This window comes from Paenibacillus sp. PvR133 (assembly GCF_017833155.1).
In the GTDB taxonomy this organism is placed as follows: Bacteria; Bacillota; Bacilli; order Paenibacillales; family Paenibacillaceae; genus Paenibacillus; species Paenibacillus polymyxa_B.
Genome location: NZ_JAFIBS010000001.1, coordinates 2,740,565 through 2,760,850, shown reverse-complemented (window position 1 = coordinate 2,760,850; position 20,286 = coordinate 2,740,565). Strand labels below are relative to the sequence as shown.

Annotated in this window: 19 protein-coding genes, 2 pseudogenes and 1 other annotated feature; of the genes and pseudogenes, 5 read left to right on the top strand and 16 right to left on the bottom strand. The window is 39.6% G+C overall.

Going from position 1 to position 20,286, the window contains the following annotated elements; translation table 11 throughout:
- Positions 1-9 precede the first annotated feature (9 nt).
- Positions 10-831: a carbohydrate ABC transporter permease gene (locus tag JOE49_RS12075; protein WP_023987574.1), complete on the bottom strand. Its 822-nt coding sequence runs from the start codon at positions 829-831 to the stop codon at positions 10-12.
- Positions 828-1,793 carry a carbohydrate ABC transporter permease gene (locus JOE49_RS12070; RefSeq protein WP_023987573.1) on the bottom strand — a complete coding sequence of 322 codons (966 nt, stop codon included), beginning with the start codon at positions 1,791-1,793 and terminating at the stop codon, positions 828-830. The genes JOE49_RS12075 and JOE49_RS12070 overlap by 4 nt, the downstream gene beginning before the upstream one ends.
- A 192-nt stretch (positions 1,794-1,985) precedes the next feature.
- Here JOE49_RS12070 and JOE49_RS12065 point away from each other — a divergent pair, with 192 nt between their 5' ends.
- The gene (locus tag JOE49_RS12065) at positions 1,986-2,306 is read left to right on the top strand and encodes a hypothetical protein (RefSeq protein ID WP_023987572.1); all 321 of its coding nucleotides are present in this window, start codon (positions 1,986-1,988) and stop codon (positions 2,304-2,306) included.
- 114 nt (positions 2,307-2,420) lie between these two features.
- Here JOE49_RS12065 and JOE49_RS12060 read toward each other — a convergent pair whose 3' ends face one another.
- Positions 2,421-2,795: a PH domain-containing protein gene (locus JOE49_RS12060; protein WP_023987571.1), complete on the bottom strand. Its 375-nt coding sequence runs from the start codon at positions 2,793-2,795 to the stop codon at positions 2,421-2,423.
- A 371-nt stretch (positions 2,796-3,166) separates the two neighbouring features.
- On the opposite strand from JOE49_RS12060, the gene JOE49_RS12055 reads away from it, so the two are divergent.
- Entirely contained in the window at positions 3,167-3,955 is a 789-nt protein-coding gene (locus JOE49_RS12055; protein ID WP_023987570.1) for a polysaccharide deacetylase family protein, read from the top strand.
- A gap of 238 nt (positions 3,956-4,193) precedes the next feature.
- Here the strand turns inward: JOE49_RS12055 and JOE49_RS12050 are convergent, their stop codons facing one another.
- From JOE49_RS12050 to JOE49_RS12015, 8 genes and pseudogenes are all read right to left on the bottom strand, one after another.
- Positions 4,194-5,522, bottom strand: a complete 1,329-nt coding sequence (locus JOE49_RS12050) for a prolyl oligopeptidase family serine peptidase (protein WP_209941309.1) — start codon at positions 5,520-5,522, stop codon at positions 4,194-4,196.
- 100 nt (positions 5,523-5,622) lie between these two features.
- Positions 5,623-6,504, bottom strand: a complete 882-nt coding sequence (locus tag JOE49_RS12045) for an AraC family transcriptional regulator (protein WP_053324884.1) — start codon at positions 6,502-6,504, stop codon at positions 5,623-5,625.
- Positions 6,505-6,880: 376 nt separating this feature from the next.
- Positions 6,881-7,033, bottom strand: a pseudogene (locus JOE49_RS12040) (TCP-1/cpn60 chaperonin family protein); the annotation flags it as partial.
- 278 nt (positions 7,034-7,311) lie between these two features.
- Positions 7,312-8,391 carry a hypothetical protein gene (locus tag JOE49_RS12035; RefSeq protein WP_165176377.1) on the bottom strand — a complete coding sequence of 360 codons (1,080 nt, stop codon included), beginning with the start codon at positions 8,389-8,391 and terminating at the stop codon, positions 7,312-7,314.
- Entirely contained in the window at positions 8,369-8,980 is a 612-nt protein-coding gene (locus JOE49_RS12030) for a hypothetical protein (RefSeq protein ID WP_165176379.1), read from the bottom strand. The genes JOE49_RS12035 and JOE49_RS12030 overlap by 23 nt, the downstream gene beginning before the upstream one ends.
- A 43-nt stretch (positions 8,981-9,023) precedes the next feature.
- Complete coding sequence (locus JOE49_RS12025) at positions 9,024-10,268, bottom strand: hypothetical protein (protein WP_165176381.1); 1,245 nt, start codon at positions 10,266-10,268, stop codon at positions 9,024-9,026.
- Positions 10,269-10,774: 506 nt separating this feature from the next.
- The gene (locus JOE49_RS12020; protein WP_209941307.1) at positions 10,775-11,071 is read right to left on the bottom strand and encodes a hypothetical protein; all 297 of its coding nucleotides are present in this window, start codon (positions 11,069-11,071) and stop codon (positions 10,775-10,777) included.
- Between the two features lie 995 nt (positions 11,072-12,066).
- Positions 12,067-13,011: an MBL fold metallo-hydrolase gene (locus JOE49_RS12015; protein WP_209941305.1), complete on the bottom strand. Its 945-nt coding sequence runs from the start codon at positions 13,009-13,011 to the stop codon at positions 12,067-12,069.
- Between the two features lie 225 nt (positions 13,012-13,236).
- On the opposite strand from JOE49_RS12015, the gene JOE49_RS12010 reads away from it, so the two are divergent.
- Positions 13,237-13,644, top strand: a complete 408-nt coding sequence (locus JOE49_RS12010; RefSeq protein WP_209941303.1) for a MerR family transcriptional regulator — start codon at positions 13,237-13,239, stop codon at positions 13,642-13,644.
- Positions 13,645-13,816: 172 nt separating this feature from the next.
- Here the strand turns inward: JOE49_RS12010 and JOE49_RS12005 are convergent, their stop codons facing one another.
- Entirely contained in the window at positions 13,817-14,044 is a 228-nt protein-coding gene (locus tag JOE49_RS12005; RefSeq protein WP_209941301.1) for a hypothetical protein, read from the bottom strand.
- A 706-nt stretch (positions 14,045-14,750) separates the two neighbouring features.
- On the opposite strand from JOE49_RS12005, the gene JOE49_RS12000 reads away from it, so the two are divergent.
- Together JOE49_RS12000 and JOE49_RS11995 are read left to right on the top strand one after the other, a co-directional pair.
- Positions 14,751-15,143 carry a hypothetical protein gene (locus tag JOE49_RS12000; RefSeq protein ID WP_209941299.1) on the top strand — a complete coding sequence of 131 codons (393 nt, stop codon included), beginning with the start codon at positions 14,751-14,753 and terminating at the stop codon, positions 15,141-15,143.
- A 344-nt stretch (positions 15,144-15,487) separates the two neighbouring features.
- Positions 15,488-15,746, top strand: a binding site (T-box leader).
- Between the two features lie 54 nt (positions 15,747-15,800).
- Positions 15,801-16,244: a DUF5662 family protein gene (locus JOE49_RS11995; protein ID WP_245248372.1), complete on the top strand. Its 444-nt coding sequence runs from the start codon at positions 15,801-15,803 to the stop codon at positions 16,242-16,244.
- 313 nt (positions 16,245-16,557) lie between these two features.
- Here the strand turns inward: JOE49_RS11995 and JOE49_RS11990 are convergent.
- From JOE49_RS11990 to tatC, 4 genes and pseudogenes are all read right to left on the bottom strand, one after another.
- Positions 16,558-16,968: pseudogene (locus tag JOE49_RS11990) on the bottom strand (transcriptional regulator); the annotation flags it as partial.
- Positions 16,969-17,143: 175 nt separating this feature from the next.
- A complete protein-coding gene (gene groL, locus JOE49_RS11985; protein ID WP_013369880.1) occupies positions 17,144-18,772 on the bottom strand; it encodes a chaperonin GroEL in 1,629 nt (542 codons plus the stop codon).
- Positions 18,773-18,845: 73 nt separating this feature from the next.
- Positions 18,846-19,127, bottom strand: a complete 282-nt coding sequence (gene groES / locus JOE49_RS11980) for a co-chaperone GroES (RefSeq protein ID WP_007429271.1) — start codon at positions 19,125-19,127, stop codon at positions 18,846-18,848.
- A 360-nt stretch (positions 19,128-19,487) separates the two neighbouring features.
- Positions 19,488-20,255, bottom strand: coding sequence for a twin-arginine translocase subunit TatC (tatC, locus tag JOE49_RS11975; protein ID WP_209941297.1), 768 nt, complete (start codon positions 20,253-20,255; stop codon positions 19,488-19,490).
- Positions 20,256-20,286 lie beyond the last annotated feature (31 nt).

The following is a 20,286-nucleotide window of genomic DNA, read 5'->3' as shown; positions in this document are numbered from 1 at the left end:
CATATGTGCTTAGCCTTTAAGCGCACCCGCTGCCATTCCACGAACCAACTGTTTTAGTCCAAAGATCAGCAGAAGCAGAGACGGTAAAATGACTAGGGCCGTACCCGCAAATACCAGATTCCATGAAGTCGATTCCTGAAATTCGAGCATGGATATTCCGATCTGTACCGTACGCATATTCTCGCTATTGGTGATCAGTAAAGGCCAGAGGTACGAATTGTACATATTCAGGAACGAATACACAGCCAGTGTTCCGAGCGCAGGGCGCGATAACGGAAGCACATGGAACAGAAAGTAACGGATATGCCCGCACCCATCCATACGAGCCGCCTCAAACAGTTCCTTGGGAAGCTGGAGAAAAAATTGCCTTAATAGGAATGTCCCGAATGCCGTCGCCAGAAAAGGGACCGTCAATCCTTGATACGTATCAAGCCAGTTCCAGCTTCGTACCGTCAGGTAGTTTGGAATAATGGTCACTTCCCAAGGGATCATCATCGTCGCTACAAACATGCTGAAAATGAAGTTTTTCCCCTTGAATTCCATTTTGGCAAAGGCGTAGGCCGCCAAGCTGGCTGTAATCAGCTGCCCAATCATGGTTAGACCCGAAATGAGAAATGTATTTCCAATAAAGGCTGCAATCGGTACAATTTCAAACACTTCAGTGAAATTCGCCAAATGAAAAGAATGTGGAAGAAAGCTTGGTGGATAAGCGCTTGCTTCCTCCGGCGACATGACTGCCATAAAAAACGTATATATAACCGGATACAAAATGAGAGCAGCTGCAATCGTAAGCAGCACATACAGCAATGTTGAATTCAGGTGTCTTTTCATTGGTAATGCACCTTTCTTTCCACCCATTTGAACTGAATCATCGTGAGCAGCAGAATGACAGCAAACAAGACAATCGCCTGCGCGCTCCCCGTTCCGAACCGGAAATTAACGAAAGCTTCCTGATAGATGGAATACACGAATACATTCGTACTGTTCACCGGGCCGCCTTTGGTCAAAATGTTAATTTGAGCAAAAGACTGGAAGGCTCCAATGATGGAAACTACAGTCACAAAAAAGATCGTCGGTGATAACAGTGGCATGGAGATACGCCAGAACGTGACGAGCGGGCCAGCTCCGTCCATTTTGGCACTTTCATACATATCATCTGGAATCCCTTGAAGTCCGCTTGATAAGATAATGTAATTGAAGCCTAGATTCATCCAGATGGTCATCATGGCTACTGAGAACAGCGCCCAATCCGGGCTGGTCAGCCATGGAACCGGATTGATATGTAGCAGGGAAAGCACATAGTTGAACATCCCCAGTGTCGGATGAAAAAGAAATTTCCAAATGACCGCAGATGAACCGACCGACAACACCATCGGCAGCGAAAAGGCAAACTGGAAGATACGCATTCCCCGTAATTTACTGTGTGTAAGTGCAGCCAGTACCAGCGCCAATAAAATACCTACTGGTACTGTTAGCAGTGCAAATAGGAGTGTCACCTTAATCCCTTGCAAAAACAGTCCCGAGCTGAAAAGTGTAGTGAAATTATCTAATCCCACATAAGCTGCAACGTTTCCTGCGGGATCTGTAGAATGCAAGCTGAGATAAACGGACTTGATCATCGGATAAAACATAAATACAGCAAACAAAATAAGCGATGGAGCCAAAAAGGTATACGCCAGCGCGTTTTCGCGCAGTCTTTGAATTTTTAGCGAACCCGTGCGTATGCGGGCTTTAGACGAAGTCTGTTGCTGACTCCTCGTCCCCAGTCCCATAGATTTGTTAAGCTCACCCAAAACGGATCGCCCCTTTCTTTTCAAACCAACCTCAGTAAGTGTATCGTTTCGATGTAAAGGGAACGTCAAGTGGGCTGGAGTAAAATGTTAATGTTTTTTCTTTTTGTAAAAGCAACTCTCTATAGGTATGAGCACAAAGACATAGACTCCTGCATACGATGCATCATTACATGGTATGGAGGTTAGAGGCGAATGCCGTACAACACCGTCAGTCCGCAAACTTTATATCAAGCTAGACCGGAGTTACAGGCCGAACTCAAAAATATCCGCGATCATTTGCATTATCAATTAAGCCCCTACATGAATCACACGGTCAGGGTCCAAACGATGGATCATCAAGTATATGAAGGAACGATTGTGCACATCGATGCGGATCATTTGTATCTGAGAGTCCCTCAGCAATATCACTCACCCTTCTCAGGCACCACAACCCCTGATCGCTCCTATGCCTACAACAATGTCATTCTGCCGCTGGTATTATATAATTTATTGGTTATAACCCTATTGAGTTAGCGCTCGATCCATATCTCTCTCTAATTAAAAGACAAAAAAACCTCCAAATTCTGTAAGGAGCCTTCTTGGCACATTACGAAGTTGGAGGTTTTAGTTATTTGTTTTCCATAATCATTAGTTCTCACAAGAGATACCTGCTTCTTGCTCTAGTACAGCTACAAAGCCCTCTATACAATCTCCACTCGGCAGGTGGGTGAACACCTCGTTCACACCCTGATTGATCAGCGTGATGTTCCCCCTAGAATCCGACAAATCCTTATCTAGCTTAGCCAGTGAAATATGGTGATAATTGATGAACTTGACCCAAGGAGTACCCATAGTGCAGGAATAAAAGATGATTCGTTCGGACGTCACTGCCAGCATTCCATGAAGCGATATCTTCTGGGAGCTCTGTTTCAAATCATACGTACACCCCATATATGATCGGATGTGTTCGCCCGCTTCTAATGTCAGACTAATAGCCCGCAACTCTTTTTCATTTGTTTTCATCCCGTCTCATCTCCTGTTCGAAGTTCAGGAACGAGTCGCAGCTCCTTGACCTCAGATCAGCTTTTGCGGCTTGTCCCGTCGACCTCTTCATTTTTCGTCAGATTAAGACTCTCACGAACTGGACAATGACCTACCTCAACTGCACATTGAAACCAAGGATGGATATGTACAACTTATCATGGGTACAGGATGTTATCAACAAGCAAGCTATCACTCTTTTTGAGCATAACTCCGTAATCTGCGCCTTGCTGAAGAAGCAATTAGATCTAATTTTAAGTGATTGGAATGGATGAATTTCAGAAACGAGGAATGGTATATGCTTCTTCTTGGCAAGCTAATGTGAGAATACGTTAGAACGGAGAAGAAGCCTTATGAAATATAACCGTTTGCTGTGCGCTGGAATCGCTGTTTCTTTACTGTGTATCAGCTCTTGCCCCACTCCATCTACCAATGCACAAGCCACATCATACGCCTCCCCTGCTCCTACAAAGGGAAGGGCCTATTACGAAGAACGGGGCGACATTGTATGGGAAGTTCCTACCCATCGTAAGCTTATCGCTCTCACATTCGATGACGGACCTGACGAAAGCAACACGCCTGCCATTTTGGATTTGCTTAAAGAATATGATGCTAAAGCGACCTTTTTTGTCGTCGGCAGTCGTGTCGAAAAGCTGCCTCACCTTGTCAAACGGGAACGAGAAGAAGGGCATGAAGTTGGCAACCATACCTTTCTTCACTCATCCTTTCAGTACATTTCCCGCAACAAAGCTCTGTCCGAATTGGATCAAGCTCAGGCGAGCATCGTTCAGGCAACTGGTACGGGAACCCATCTTTTTAGGCCACCCGGCGGCTCCTATACCGATTCGCTGGTTAAGCTCTCCAAGGAGAAAGGGCTGAAAATTATTTTATGGTCCTGGCATCAGGACACCTTAGATTGGCGAAAACCTGGTGTGCATCGCATCGCTAATAAAGTCCTTCGCAACGCCCGTAACGGCGACATTGTCCTCATGCACGATTATGTACATCAAAGTACACAAACCGTTGAAGCCTTGAAAATTATTCTACCCGAGCTCAAGAAGAGAGGATACACCTTCGTTACGGTATCCGAATTACTCTCTAATCGGGAAAAACCGGATGGGCTGATTGAAGTGAATAAGTGAAAGAGAACAATTAAACTCCGTCAATTATTTGTTGACGGAGTTTTATACATGAGGATTTTGCGAAAACCCAATAAGGAACTGATAATGCCGAGCGATAACGTGTTGTTAACGAATGACTCAGAGAATGTACGGTAAAGCTGGCTTCCCAAAAGCATAATCTATTTTTCAATAGTTTTTCATTGAACTTTAAAGAAGCCTATTACATCATATTGCTATTTTCATTTGCTAGCTATACCTTTCAGTCCAATGTTTTGGAGGCCAGCCATTGCATCATCGTTGTTTTCTTTCCGTTAATCACCTTCGATACTTCGTTGTTATACACGTAAATCCAGGACCAGTGGCCGTTGTATTCATACGGTGTTTGGTCGCTCTTCTTGTACAAACCAGAGGTATCCACTACGTTATCAAATAACGACATATGAACATCCTTTGCTCCGGCATTCACTAAACGGTTGTAGGTCGGAATCGTATAATCGTTGGGCGGTACTACGGTGTCGGTTTTGGCAGCCACAAACCAGATCGGCAGGTCCTTCATTTCGTTAATCTGTTCATCGGTTATAAGGCTGTCCTTTAAGGCTTCACAGGCCACCACTGCTGCTGCAAAATAATCTTTATAATCACGGATCATCAGCATAGTCATGTAACCGCCGTTGGAGTCTCCGCCAATATAGATTCGATCTGTATCAATGTCTTTGTTTTTGGCCACGTACTCCTTAATTAAGGACATCAATGCTTGCTCGTACTTGGAGGTTCCGTCCCCAAAGCCTGTAGAGCCATCCATCCAGTAGGTTGGGGTCTGAGGTGCCAACACATAAGCCCCACCAAAATAGGATTGGATATCCTTAGAAGCAAAATTCGCTGCTTTATTTCCGGAAATCGGAATCGTCGGATCGGTACCTCCCTCACCCATACCATGCAGCCAGATCACCAAGGGGTTTTTCACTTTGTCTTTTGACGGTGCATAGTCCGCATAGGTTAAAGTAATCCCGTCAAAAGTAGCTTTGTCGGTTGAAAATTGATCAACTAGCTTCCGTATCTGACCTGCGGAAGTATCAATTTTCAAGCCGGAAATCGTTCCTGATGTGGTTTTAATAGCTTTTTGCTGCGTGATTGTGTATTTGTTATCATTCCATGCATTAAACCCAGAGCCTGCCGCATCATAATGAATAGCGGAGCTTAGTGTTAAGGTCGGGCCGATTTCCATTTCCAATACAACGTAGCTTCCGGTTTTATTTACAGGGTTGCCACTTTTGTCCGATACATAGGCCTTGGTGACTTTCCGGTTGCCATTCTCAATAAAGGGATTTACCAGCCTGTTGTCGCTTCTTCCCACATGGACCTTAAATGTATCCTTTGTTATCGCATCTTTAGGTACTGGCTTACCCAAGTTAACAATGATCTTCGTAATGGCTGCTCCCCAATCCTTAACCTCCGCAACCGTCCGGTATGAGGTGGGCTGTATCTTTACATCCTTGGCCCATGCATCGGAATTGAAAGCAAGGGTCGTACCGATAGCTAAAGTGAATAACATAGTTGTTTTAGCAGCCTTTTGAAACCGTTTAAACATGATGTCTTACCTCCCAGGTCCATTAATAAAACGCTTACATTATTTATTTTAATGATTTTTTTATTTGTATCCTGTCTTTTATTAGCCTAATTCAGGTCAATTACTGACTCCTTGCTCCAGAATACCCCTTGTTCTCTTTTCGATATTGATGCGGTGTTGCCTGATAAACCTTTTTAAATACCCTGGCAAAAGACTTCTCGTTCGGAAATCCGTGCTCCAGCGCAATTTGTATAATGGAATGATCCGTATTCATGAGAGCTCGAAAAGATCTCTCCAGACGGATGGCATTGATATATTGAAATAAGGTCATCCCTACATGCTTCACAAAAAACCGGGACAAATATTCGGGAGACAACCCAAAAACCTGAGCTATCGAATCCAAGGATAAGCTTTGATCGTAATTCTTTTTGATATAATCGGTTATCAACGTCAGCCGCTCCAAATATTTATCGGAGTTAAAGCCACGGATAGATTCATGATCCATTTTAAAATGCATTAATAACAGATACACCAGTTTATAAGATAATGACGTTAAATGGATATGCGCTAAAGGGTCATTATGCCGGTTGAGATAAGCCACAAATAAGGTGTTTAACAAATCACGCAGCTCCGCAAAATGCAGTAATCTCTGCTCGTTAGTTTCAAAAATGGATACGCAGTCAAATGAAATCGGGTCACTGCCGTTAACATTTGCTCTAATAAATTCAGAAGGAATCAGAACCGTTATAGCCTCTCTCCCTTTTCCCTTAGCTACAGAAAAGGAATGAATGGCATTCGAATTAATGAGCAAAATATCTCCTTCTTTGGAGCTATAACTCGCGCCATCGATGTAGATATGGTCGATTCTTCCTGAAAGCACATAGGATATTTCGATGCTGTCGTGCCAATGCCCAGGTATGTACGCTGGTTCATTTGAGGAATGAACTATAATTTTTAACGGAAAATGATTGTCTGCCTGGACCAGCTCATATTTGTATTCCAAGTTTGTCGCTCCTCTCAGATGTGAACATATAAATAGAAGAAAATGGCTTCAGCAGAGTGCCGAAACCACTTGTATTTAACCTTCCTCTCTCTATAAACAAAAAAACCTAAGTATAACAAAATACATAAGATCCTTAGATCTTAACATTTTGTTCCTTAGGTTTTGCCTGCGTAACAGTAACAATCCTAGAGCTATTCATTTAATTAAGCTAAGTATATAGCGGGTTAAAATCCATGTCAACGCTTTCATTTTAAATGTAATGAACCGAAAAACCCTTATAGATCATGTGTAAATCTATATAACACTGCATTTTGGATCATTAAAAAGGCTGATTATGAGAGAGTCCATAATCAGCCTTTTGTTTTACACTATGTGGTCAAACAGGGCTTCCCATACCGCCCATGTCAGGCATTGCAGCCTCTTCTGGTTCTGGCTTGTCAGCGATAACCGCTTCGGTAGTCAGGAACATTGCTGCTACGGAAGCAGCGTTTTGCAATGCATAACGAGTTACAATTGCAGGGTCCACGATAAAGTGGCACTCTTACTATTAAATGATCGCAATGACCACTTCTTTTAATGATAATTTATAGTATATAAGGCAGTGATTGCTTGGTGTAAATGTTACTAATATAAAATCAATTATCATAAAAAAACAATATTTATAAAATATTCACTCCTAATTAATATTATTTACAGATAAATATAGCAAAATTTATATTTTGTTACATTAACGATTTTTTAAATTTTTCAGTGGATGCAATTTTTTTATGGTATGAGCCATTGAGATAATGAAGTGGCACTAATCCATCAAAAACCGTTCTCCACCTGACAAGAATGAAACGAATTATTAATTGTAGTAATTAAACCCTGATCAATATCACGTGCTATCAGATGGCTTATTGAACGTTCTGTTTGACTATTTTTTTTACTTGCGGTTACTCGAAATGAAAGACTCATTCTCCCTAACAGGGAATTATTGAAAGCACTATAAACTTTGATCTCAGCAGATGCATTCTCATCAATTAAATTATAAATAGAATCACTCATGTTGTTTATTACTGTTATATGCTGTCTCTTTCCAAAAGAAGACTGTAGTTCATAATAGCCAAAACAGCGAAGTAGGAGCCGCTTATTAATATCATAAATTTTTATTACGTATTTATAGTTGCTTATTGGAAGAGGAAACACCAAATTCATTTCGTAATTGTTTTGTGGTTCTGGATTTGAATACAATTCTACAATAGGTAATGCCTTTTGAATAATCTCATCCATATCCACATCTTGGGTCACAAGAAAATTCATATCAAGTAATTGATTTGGTTTGGGCAAATATCCTTTACCTAAAGGGTCTTTATTGTTTTTGATTCTATTCAAATAAAAAACTAGAAAGGTCAAAAGGAAACTAAAAATCAACCACATTATAAAAAGAAAAATATTAGTAATATTATTGAAGTTAAAGGAGATAGGAAAAATATTATTAACTATTTCAAGACTAATTAACCAAATAATAATTGATAAATTGGATGTAACAAGTATAACCCAATAAATTGAATTTAATGTTAATCCTTTAGATACATACTGTTGATAATCAATTAGAGTTGCTTGATAATTCTCATACTCTAATCCGTAAGGTTTATAAATTTGTTTTAATGAAGAAGACGCATTAATTAATTTGTTGTCATAAACAAACCCAACAAAAATTGACAAGAATGATATAATTGAAACCACTCCTGAAAACAACCAACTGATTAGTTCAATTGTATCTCTGGAGTTTGGAGGATAGTTCATCCCACAAATTCCCTTGAAAATATAAATTGAGATAAAAACTAAAGAAACAAAATAAAGAAAAATGGAATACCATCTTTTAAGAAATACACGAACTAACATACTCAAGGACTCCTACTATATCTGATATGGTTGTAGTATCATTAAATGAGAGCGATGAATTTATATCTACACTAAAATACGTTTTATTTAACTCGTCATATAGGCTGATAGTTTGAGGATTTTCTTCATTTATGATTTTTAAAAACTCATTCTTAGATAGCCCAATTGCATCTATTGACACCCATTTTTCCAAGTTATCTTTAACTCTTACAAACTGAATATTTATAACTTTAAATTTGTGATTATTCGACGACAATTTATTAATAATTTTAGGATACAAGTCAACTTTCTCAAATTTCACTGAAAACAATCTTTTTAATCTTGACTCCACATACGAAATATTGCTTTCAGAATTACCAAACAAGAAAATAGTTAGTTGGTTTTTAAAATATATCATTGAGACAGACTTAGTGGATTTACTAATCAATTTTTCTTTATATTTTATTGGGTCAACCCAATTATATCGATGAATTTGATAGTTAGTACAATCAGATAACATTTCTATTTTTTCAAAGTTACTTACTGTTATTGAGTCTACTTTTATCGCACTATCAATTGAATATCCAATGCAGTCTCTTTCTAGAATCATAATGTCATTTCACCTACCAATCAGTTATTAGTGATAAGTCATTTTACTCTGATTCTAGCCACGAAGTAAGTAGTTGAATCAGTGAATCCTTCTCCGTAACGTCTAAATTTTCAAGTAAGACCTTGCTACTTTCAATCATGAGTGACAAAGCTTCTTTGGATAAGTCATTCTTTTCAGTGTATTCTAATAAGTATCCCAACTGTGATATACTCGAAACTAAATTTTCTCGTAGTGTATCTTGAAATAGTTTTTCTTTATTCATAAATCGTTCGTAAATTTTTTCGAGTAATTTACTTATTTCTTTGTAATTAACAATACCTTGCTCACACATGAGGATGTATTCTTCTTGAATATGCCTCATAATTTGTTCTTTGAGATTTTCATCTGAGATATCAAGAACAACTATTTTAAGCAAATCGCTTCCCTTTAACTCGAAATTACACGAAAAAGTTCGTGCGCCTTGTACCATTGATGTCTTAAATTGAATGATGTCTCTCCCTAAAACTACATATTCGCATGCTAAATAAGAATTCAAAATATTCTTTCCATTTATTGTAACTTCCTTTATGTCGTCACTAGCTATTTTAAATTTCACATGGGAAAAACTAGACTCAATCCCCTTATTTTTCAGTCTGTTAAAAACAAAATCTAAAAAAAGAGCGGTCAAATAACTTGCATTTTGTTCCCACGAAAGAGTGGTGTTTGAAGCTTTTATTCTATATGTTTGAATTGGTAATTTTAAAACCATACCAATAAATGTTTCAATGATACTATGAGTTTCATCGTCACCTGCGAAAATTGTAAGAATATTTTTTTCTAAATCAATATCAATACTTGATTTATAAACAGCAGATAAACTTTCTATATTTAGTTCACCATTCCTCCACGATTCTTCGTACTTTTTTAATATATAATCGATTTTTAATCTCCCACCAGTTGTATTAGCCATTTTTGTTGAAATGGTATAAATATCTCCAATAGGATGTACTTTATACTCAAAACTTCTAGAAAGTTCTTCAGGAGCCTTTCCTACAAAGAAATCTTTATTGGCTAATTTATGAGTAAACGCTGGCAATCCTTTTGTCTTTACATGAACCGCCATTTCAACTAAATCTTCAACCTCTTCCTCACTTACGATTGACTCTAATTCCATAAAATACGGATACAACTCTCTTTTACTCTTGATTTTTTTATCAGTAGGAAACACCCCTTTTTCTTTCATAAGTTGTTCCACATTTTCCCTATTTACTTTTCGAAAAAACTTTCTAAGTGCGCCGTTGATGTTCATTCTGTATTCCTCCAGAACTTTTAATTAGGCTAGGACAACTCTATTTTGCATTTTGAAGTTGTCCTGTATTTAATTTATGCTCTATATTTGATGTCACTTTAGACAAGAGACAGAAATGGTTATAATGACCTATTATATATCCTAGCATATTCCAATTGAATTGAGGTAAATAATTTTGGCGAAACGACGTAAGAAAGATCCGAATGGCAAAGTTAATGATTTGTCGAGCTTTAACCATATATTGTTACAACAAAAAGGGAAAGGTTGAGTAAATATAATTTGAATTTTATTTACTTACTAAGGAGGTTTATAGTGTTGAATGATGATCTGAAAAAAGTGGTTTCGAAAGAATTAAATATAGCTAGATGCCCTATTTGTGCTTCTACTGATATTTGTACCACAGATGTAGAGAGTAGTCGTTTTATTTATATCGTTGGGTTCCCCCCCAAGTTGACTCAAGAACTTTCTCCGCGGACATTCCGATACTAGGAACAAAATACTTCTCATTAAAATTTTCGAGTTGCCTCAGCTTCTTCCGCTCTAAATTCAGCAATTCTTTTATTCTCTAATGGGATGACTAATAATTGTAGTTTCTCAGTGTCAACGACGTTCTTAGAATGGAGATATAATGCACTGTCTGATAATGTATCAAAGCCTTCCTGTAATGCAGAGTCAATCATGCATGAAGTATATGTACGTAAGATAGATATAACTTTATCTGTCTTATCACTATTTGCCGTAAGCAATTCTGTTACTTGAGAATATTCTTGAACTCTGATTGAAGAAAAATGCTCTTTCTTCAATAGTTCCTTTGCTACAAATTACTTTCTTTTCAATATTGTTAGTATTAGATGCATCTTAAATAATCTTATAATTTGGTATTTTTTCAGAAGTATTCATATTACTGCTACAAGCTGTTAACAACACAATCAAAAACAAAAACATCATTTATACAAAATATCGCCTGTTTTAGATATTAATCCAGTTGAACTACTCAGAGTTGAAGAAAAATCTTGATAAACAAATTTCAACAACAAAAAACCACCCTTAATGAGATTATTAAGAAGTGGTCGTTGTATCATTTATAATTCATAACGTGACTGTTTCACAAATTAACGTCTAAATTAGACAAAAATCTGCTCTGCTGGACACATGATGCTGGGCTTAAAAGCCTTACATCATGCCGCCCATCTTTGATTGATTCTCGCCGATAAACGTTTCCGAACTTAACTCATATTTTATTACATGTTTTGTTCCCTATTCAGAAAATTTCATTTGCCTATATTCATCCATATTCGCCGAGATTGTGATTTTTTATGTGATTTTTTGTGATTCAAATAACGAAATATTCACCACATATCGGTCTCATCAACAATTTCCTTTCTATTGTATATTGAGGCATAGGAAGTAGCAATGATATTTCTGAGAATTTAATTTTCTAAAATATTTCACCTTCTCTTGGCGGCATAGGTATGCTCTATCCCGCTCCCAACTCTCCAGAATGACGATATCTCGTAGTGTAGACTTATCCGGTCCCATAATATAGTTATTTTGCTCTAAAGCAAGCAACTAACTTTTATGCTTTCTGTACACCTCCGCATCTTTATCTCCAGATCTAACATATTACGGTAGCCTGCTGAAAAGTTGTAGACTGAACGGCGATGTTAAGCTAACGTGGCAGGTTAACCTAACAAGCAGACTGCCAATTACGTTTGAAAATACCCAAACGTGCTGCCGGGTTGACATTCAGAACTGGCCTTGTGAATCTGGTGGAGTTAAAAGGAGTGCTAGTTGTGTCTCATCTATTATTTTGAACAAGCATTGTATTGAAGAGCCAGCGAAAATTCCATCTGAAATACTGAGCTAGATGCCAATCTTCATAGCCATTTAATACACCTTCATTTAACCAGTAAGACTCTGGTTTTCCGCTCGTCGCAGCTTCAGACACATAAGCGATCGTTTTTTCTAAAAAGCGAATGACATCTAGGATTTTATCTGGAGTGGACACATCTCCATGCCCGGGAATGACAGTATCTACCTTCAGATCTCTTTGAATGCGTCTAAGGATGCGTATCCAAGCGTATGGATTACCGTATGGCAAGACCGGAATCGTCTTGTTGGTTATTAAATCACCAGCAATCAAGGTTCGTTCTTCAGGCACGTAAATAACGGCATCGCTTAAAGAATGGCCGCCTCCGTAGGATAAAACTTCGACAGTGCGTTTTGCTCCTTTTATAACTAGTTTATCGTCAAAAGTTATCGTGGGTATCACCCTACGAAGGGAAGGGATAGCATCATACAGGGCTCTCTGCACGGAAAGATCATAGCCGATTTCGGTTAACATGTGCGGATTTTTTTCTTGTGAACGTACTTGATGTAGGCTATTTATTAACTTCTGAATGTTTTGTTGCATTAGATCAATATTCACTTTACCCATTTCAGATAGCAAATCTCTTGTCCAAACGGTAGATATAAAATCACTTTCCATGAATTCCTGATTGCCGTTGACATGATCTCCATGGAAATGAGTATTGATCACATATTTAATTGGTTTATTCGTTAATTGTTCTGCGGTTTGACGTAACAAAGCACCAGAATGCGGTAGGTTGGTTGTGTCCACAACAACGGTCAAATCCCCAATGTCAATAATTGCCGCATTCCCCAGCGAACCACTACCAGGTACCGAAATAGCACCCCAGATACCTTCCGCTGCTTGTTGAATCGTGAAATATTTGTTGTTCATTGTTTATGCCTCCATCAAAATAAGTTTGACACCATTTCCTTTTATCTTTAGTTTTTTTATGTTTCATGTATATCAATTAGCAACTTTAGCTTACAAGTTAGAGTCCACTAGAAATCAAGCACAAATTTTTGAAATGAAGTTAGAGGTGCAAATATCGACTTCGAGTTGACTTAAAGATGTATAATAGTTTTAAATTTTGATTTAGAAAAAAGGAGTGACATAACAATGCTTACTATAAGTCAAGTATCAGAAAGAACGGGGCTAACTCCTTATACGATTCGCTATTATGAAAAAATTGGAGTGCTACAGGAACCAAATCGAAGAAATGGAAGGACACGCATTTATACCGAAAATGAGGTTTCATATATACAATGTTTAATTAGATTAAAAAAATTGGGATTGTCGCTTGAGGAGATTACGGAATTTACTCGTGACGGATGTGTACTGGATAAAATTCAAAAAGGGGAAGAAGTTGCTAATTTTACTCCTGCCTTACACATACGGATAGAAATTCTTGAAAAGCATCTGGTGGAACTGGAATCCAAGCGACAGGAACTTGAGTGCATGATTTCCCTTGCTAACGAGAAGATAGCCCTGTACCAAAAACTTACGAAAGACGATATAGTAATGTAGAAGACCTGGTTCGCCACCAGCATATACGATGGCAACAGAATTGATTGAACTAACGGGAAACGTTAGTTCAATGAAATAGCGATAGTCTAGGGCTTTATTTTCCCGTCCTAGGCTACCATTGTTTCTTTTGTTGTAGTTATCAACGAACATTTAAAAAGTAGACTCATACCAGTTACCCAGTTGAGCCCTTTACATCTACTCTAAATTCAAACTGATTCCTCATGAAAAAGGTTCCGTTAATCTTAACCGACTCCGATGTAATATTCTCCACTGCTCCACTGTAATCCACAACATCTATCAAACCCTCGTTCAACGGCTGAACCATATATACTCTTGCCTGGCTTAATGCAGCAGCAAACAGTTCTAAATCCGATTTTAACACTTTATATGTATGCTTCATGCTGATCACCTCGGTCATTCATTCGATGAATGATCTGAGAAATCCTTCAATAAAATATTCCCCTGCCGACAAAACCAAACAAGCGCATAGGCTATTGCCAAATACGCTTGTTGGGCTCTACTTTTTACCATCCTTAAAAAATGAGTCAAGTCAAGTGAAGTAGTATTATCCAACAACAATTCTTTTCACATAATTAAATCCAACACGCTTTAGTAATTATGACTAACAGGATAAAGAGCACCAAAATTGCACCCGTCGATGTGAAAGGACAAAATTGTTTGGCCTTATGCTCATGTCCACATTCACTCACATGAACTCCTCCTTTTTTAAGTTACGGTATATAGTATGTGTCATTAAAGAAATTGACAGGGCTAAACAGCAAATCAAAAAACATCCAACCAGCTTAGCCAGCAGGGTGTCACCGATGCTTTCGTATGTGTTGTTATAAGCGTAATTCATTTGGTCTATTTTGTGAATATATAGAAAAATATTCTAGGACTGATAGACTATCTTAAAATAAAACTGAGGTGAATAATCGAATGTCAATATCGTTAAAAAAATATGTATTGCAATTTTTACAGTAATCGTTTTTTGTTCATTCGTTCTTCCTGGCGTATATGCTCAAAAACCTTACGAAAATTACATTACTATAGGTGATTGGACGCTAGGCTCCGCCTTTTCCGATCTACAACCAAAGTTCAAAAACATGAAAATAGAAACGGAATATTATCAGATCGCATACAGTGGAAATGTTGCTTTTTTTGATAACAATCAGTACCTTCATTTCCATAAGGGAATTCTTGAATATGTAGGTGTTTACCAAAAGGGAAAAGGTATCAAACGCAAGGTCGTGGTGGGTGATACAGTAAAAAAAGTTGTGGAAAAGCTAGGCAATCCATTGACTCAAATGAACGCATCCGAATCAATTTATCATTCTTATGGTACTGATTATACCGATCCTGAGTTAACGGTAGAGATCAAAAACGGAAAAGTTTTCTCCGTCCAGCTAGAAAAATTCACAGAAGGGTTCCCGGACGAAAACAGGGCAGTTCAATACTATCTGAATAAAAACAAAGATAAAATTAGTTTCACAAAATGAATGAACCCCAGAGCAATCCAGGGTTTTAATATTCCGTATAGTACCTATTAGCGCTTCCTGGGGGCGTTGGCGGCGTAGTAACCTTTGGATCTCTATCCCAGTCCTCCAGGATTACAATGTGTCGCGTGTCCGTTTTGTTTTCCCACAAGATATAGTTATCCTGCTCCGAGGCTAGCAAACCCGCCTTTATGTCCTCTGTACGCCTCCCTGTCTTAATCTCCAGATCTAACATATTACGGCGGCCTGCTGAAAAGTTATAGACTGAACGGCGACGTTAAGCTAACGGGCAGGATAGTTCCAACATTCTTGTATTTACAAACTCAATAGGTATTTGGTAAAATTACACAAATGCAATGACGAGAAGAGTAAATAAGGTTTACTTTAACAGAGAACTCTGGTAGCTGAAAAGGAGTAAAGGAGATCTTATTGAATCAAGTCTCTGAGCATCCATCGAAACTTGAACTAGTTCGGGGGATGGTGTGACAGGAGTTCCTGTTACAGAGCTAGAGTATAAGTATGTGTTGGCATGCCGTACTCGATGAGGCTAATCTGAAGACAGATTAGCGAACTGGGGTGGTACCACGACGAGATCTCGTCCCCAAGACTTCGTTCTTGGAGGTGGGATTTTTTATCTTTTTGGAGAAGTAGAAAGCTTATTTGAAATATTTCTTATACATCCTTAATCACAAATTGAATGTTCTAATTGAATGTTGGAAGGAAGGCTTGTATATTCAGGGGATTGTTCATGATTGGTCGAAATTTTCACCGGCTGAGTTCTTTCCCTACGCAAAAAAATTTCACTCTGGAAAACCTTTGAATTTAGAAGATGAGTTGAATTGGAAATACGAATGGCTTCGTCACCAACGTAAAAACAAGCATCATTGGGAATATTGGGTTGTTAATCCCGACACCAAAGAGGCATTACCCATGCCGAGGAAGTATGTCGTCGAGATGGTATGTGATTGGCGCTCCTTTTCAAGGAAATGGGGGAGAAAGGTAAAAGAATCTACCCTAAACCTTACAGATAGTATAGTTGTTCATCCTGCAACGGAAAGAGAACTTGAGCTTCTAACATCCCTCAAGGGAAAGATAAACCATTGAGCTAACGGGAAACGTTAGTTCAATGAAACAGCGACAGTCTAGGACTTTATTTTCCCCGTCCTCGCCTACCGTTGTTTCTTTTATTGTAGTTGGCAAAACTTTTATTTTCAATGAACATTTAAAAAGTGGCCTTATACCAGTTCCACCTAGAAATATCCGTCTGTAAGCAGTTCTTCAACTAAAAATCCCCGCCGACCAATTAAGGTTAGCGTGGATTGCTGTACTGACGTTTAGGAACCTCCAACTTGCACAAGGATTTAGATACCAGGTACAGTCATGAAAACTAAAAAGCTACTCGCAACAATTAACAGTCCTACACCTTTTCAATTAGATTGGAGAACTCTGTTTTGATTTCAGGAGTCGCATAGACTTGGAAACGCATAAACAGGCCAATACAATTTATAAAGTAAGTCTCATTATTTATTATATGTGACTTTACCATTGCAAATAACAATTGTTTAAAACAAACACTGTACCTTTCTCTGTTTAAATAATAGTAGGCCATTTCGTAACCAAACCATGCAATGTAGTCGGGTACTACTTGTTGGCTGTACATATCAGTAGATGTCGGGAGTTGAGTAACGGCATCAATGTCTTTTTTAAACCTTGAAAGTACATCATCAACATCCAAATTATATTGATTAGCAGCTATCATAACGTTTAACAGCTTTGAAAGTTTCTCACCTTCCATGGTATCTGCTGTTTCGGCTATGTATTCAACATATGAAAAAGGATGCTAATGAGAAAATAAGAATTCACTTTGCAGATATATTGAACTTCAATTTCACGAAAGATCATCTCCCTTTGCAAGAAATGTGATTTTTTCGTGATTTAATGAAGAAAGGCTCCCTCTCGGGAGCCTTTTAAATAGCGGTATTACAGGGTTTTGAGGCCCTTTATTACATCATTCCGCCCATTCCACCCATGCCGCCCATGTCAGGCATTGCAGCCTTTTCTGGTTCTGGCTTGTCAGCGATAACCGCTTCGGTAGTCAGGAACATTGCTGCTACGGAAGCAGCGTTTTGCAAAGCATAACGAGTTACTTTCGCAGGGTCCACGATACCAGCTTCGATCATGTTTACCCAGTCGCCAGTAGCTGCGTTAAAGCCTACGCCAACTTCTTCGCGTTTCAGACGCTCAACAATTACAGAGCCTTCTTCACCTGCGTTAGCAGCGATGGTGCGGATTGGAGCTTCCAGAGCGCGCAGCACGATGTTCACGCCTGTTTGCTCGTCGCCTTGCAGTTCAACAGCTGCAACTGCTTTGTATACGTTCAGGAGCGCTACACCACCACCGGATACGATACCTTCTTCAACCGCAGCACGGGTTGCGTTCAGGGCATCTTCGATGCGCAGTTTGCGTTCTTTCAATTCTGTTTCAGTTGCCGCACCGACTTTGATGACTGCTACGCCGCCGGACAATTTAGCCAGACGCTCTTGCAGTTTCTCTTTGTCGAACTCGGAAGTGGTTTCTTCCAGTTGCGTACGGATTTGGCTAACACGAGCGTCGATGTCGGCTTTGTTTCCAGCACCGTCAACCACAATCGTATTTTCTTTAGTGATACGCACTTGACGTGCTGTACCCAGTTGGTCTACGGAAGCTGTTTTCAGATCCAGACCCAGTTCTTCTGTAATCACTTGACCGCCTGTCAGGGCAGCGATATCTTGCAGCATTGCTTTACGACGGTCACCAAAGCCTGGAGCTTTAACAGCTACAGCGTTGAATGTACCACGCAGTTTGTTAACAACGAGCATAGCCAGTGCTTCGCCTTCGATGTCTTCAGCGATCAGAACGAGTGGCTTGCCTTGTTGTACGATTTTTTCAAGCAATGGCAGGATTTCTTGTGTGTTTGTGATTTTTTTGTCTGTGATCAGGATATATGGATTGTCCAGTACAGCTTCCATTTTGTCCGTATCTGTAATCATGTACGGGGAAATGTAGCCACGGTCAAATTGCATACCTTCAACCACTTCCAGCTCTGTTGCAAATCCGCGGGATTCTTCAACAGTGATTACACCGTCTTTGCCCACTTTTTCCATAGCTTCAGCGATCAGTTCGCCTACTTCGTCATCAGCAGCGGAAATACCAGCTACTTGAGCAATGGATTGTTTGCTTTCGATTGGTTTGGAGATGGCTTGCAGTTCAGCAACAGCCGCTTTAACCGCTTTGTCGATCCCTTTACGGATACCGATTGGGCTTGCGCCCGCAGTTACGTTTTTCAGGCCTTCTGTGATGAGGGCTTGAGCCAAAACAGTAGCAGTAGTCGTACCATCACCAGCTACATCGTTCGTTTTGGTTGCTACTTCTTTAACCAGTTGAGCGCCCATGTTTTCGAACGCATCTTCCAGCTCGATTTCTTTTGCAATCGTTACACCGTCATTGGTGATGAGCGGGCTACCGAATTTTTTCTCCAGTACAACGTTACGGCCTTTCGGTCCGAGTGTTACTTTAACAGCGTTAGCCAATGCGTCAACCCCGCGCAGCATAGAGCGACGAGCGTCTTCACTGAATTTAATATCTTTAGCCATTTGTGATAAACCTCCCTATGGATTATGAATGATTTGTTTCAATTCCTATATTCAGGTCTTGTCCGGGTTCCGGTTAACCGATGATCGCGTGGATATCGCTTTCTTTCATAATCAAATATTCTTTACCTTCATATTTGATTTCCGTTCCAGCGTATTTAGAGAAAATGACACGGTCGCCTTCTTTTACTTCCAGAGGAATACGGGCACCGTCTTTCAATGCGCCTGCGCCAACCGCGATAATTTTGCCTTCTTGCGGCTTTTCCTTGGCAGAGTCAGGAAGTACGATCCCGAAGGAAGTCGTTGTCTCTTGCTCAATTGCTTCCACCAATACGCGTTCACCCAAAGGTTTGATCATGAAAAAATAGCCTCCTTATTAAGTGTTTTATCCTGTAATTTGGTTGTTATGTTGTATGTATTAGCACTCGACAGTCGTCAGTGCTAACAACCAACTTTATGATACTCAACTTGAGATTGAATTTCAAGTCCCTAATGTATTTTTTATGGGAATTTTTATGGACAGCCCTTCCCGATTATATCCATCTATCTGAAAAATAACCGTTAACTCAAGGCTAATGGTTATTTTTAAGACAGCTAAGCTGCTGCTGTTCATACTCTGTAAATAGTTATGATATACAAATGCTATTCATCATCTGCAAGTTGCCATGTAGCGCGGACCCGAATAAATTGTTTACTGAGCCATTCAGGTCCTGCCTTATTATTCCGAAGCTACACGCAACTGCGCCTCACGTTCCTCCTGCGCACGCAGCTGCCTGCGGTACACAACCGAAGATAAATACACGCTCACTTCATATAGCACCAGCAACGGAATCGCCACCAAAAAATCGGAAATAAAGTCCGGCGGAGTAATGACAACCGCGACGAACACAAGCAGAAAATAAGAAATCTTCCGCCATTTGCGAAGCCTCATTGGTGTTAAAACATGAATCCCCGTCAGAAACATGATAAGCAGTGGGAGCTCAAACAACAGCGCTACAGGCAGTACAATATTAAACATAAAGGTGAAATATTGTGCGATCCCGTACGTTTCCTGTAATCCCATACTTTTGGTGACAGACGATGTAAACTGAATCGCCATTGGGAAAATAATGAAATAAGCAAAAGCTACCCCAATGATGAACAAAAGCAGCACATAAGGCACATACCGCAAAGTCGCACTCCGTTCTTGCGGTCTTAAGCCCGGGCTGACAAACTTCCACAGTTGGTAGCAGGCAAACGGTAGCGCCACCGCAATCCCGATGATCATGGCGATCTTCATGTAGATACCAATCCCGTCCCAAAAGGAAAACGCGTTTAACTGAAAAGCTTGCGCCGAACCGGAGCGAATAAGCCAGTCATAGACAGAACCCGCCGCGAACAGACCACCAGCCAGTGCCAACACAAATACAATTAGCACATAAATAATTCTGCGGCGAAGCTCTCCCAGATGTTCCATTAACGGCATTTCATGCTCTGATGGGGTCAAGTCCATTCCTCCTTTCTGAACGGAACGCAGC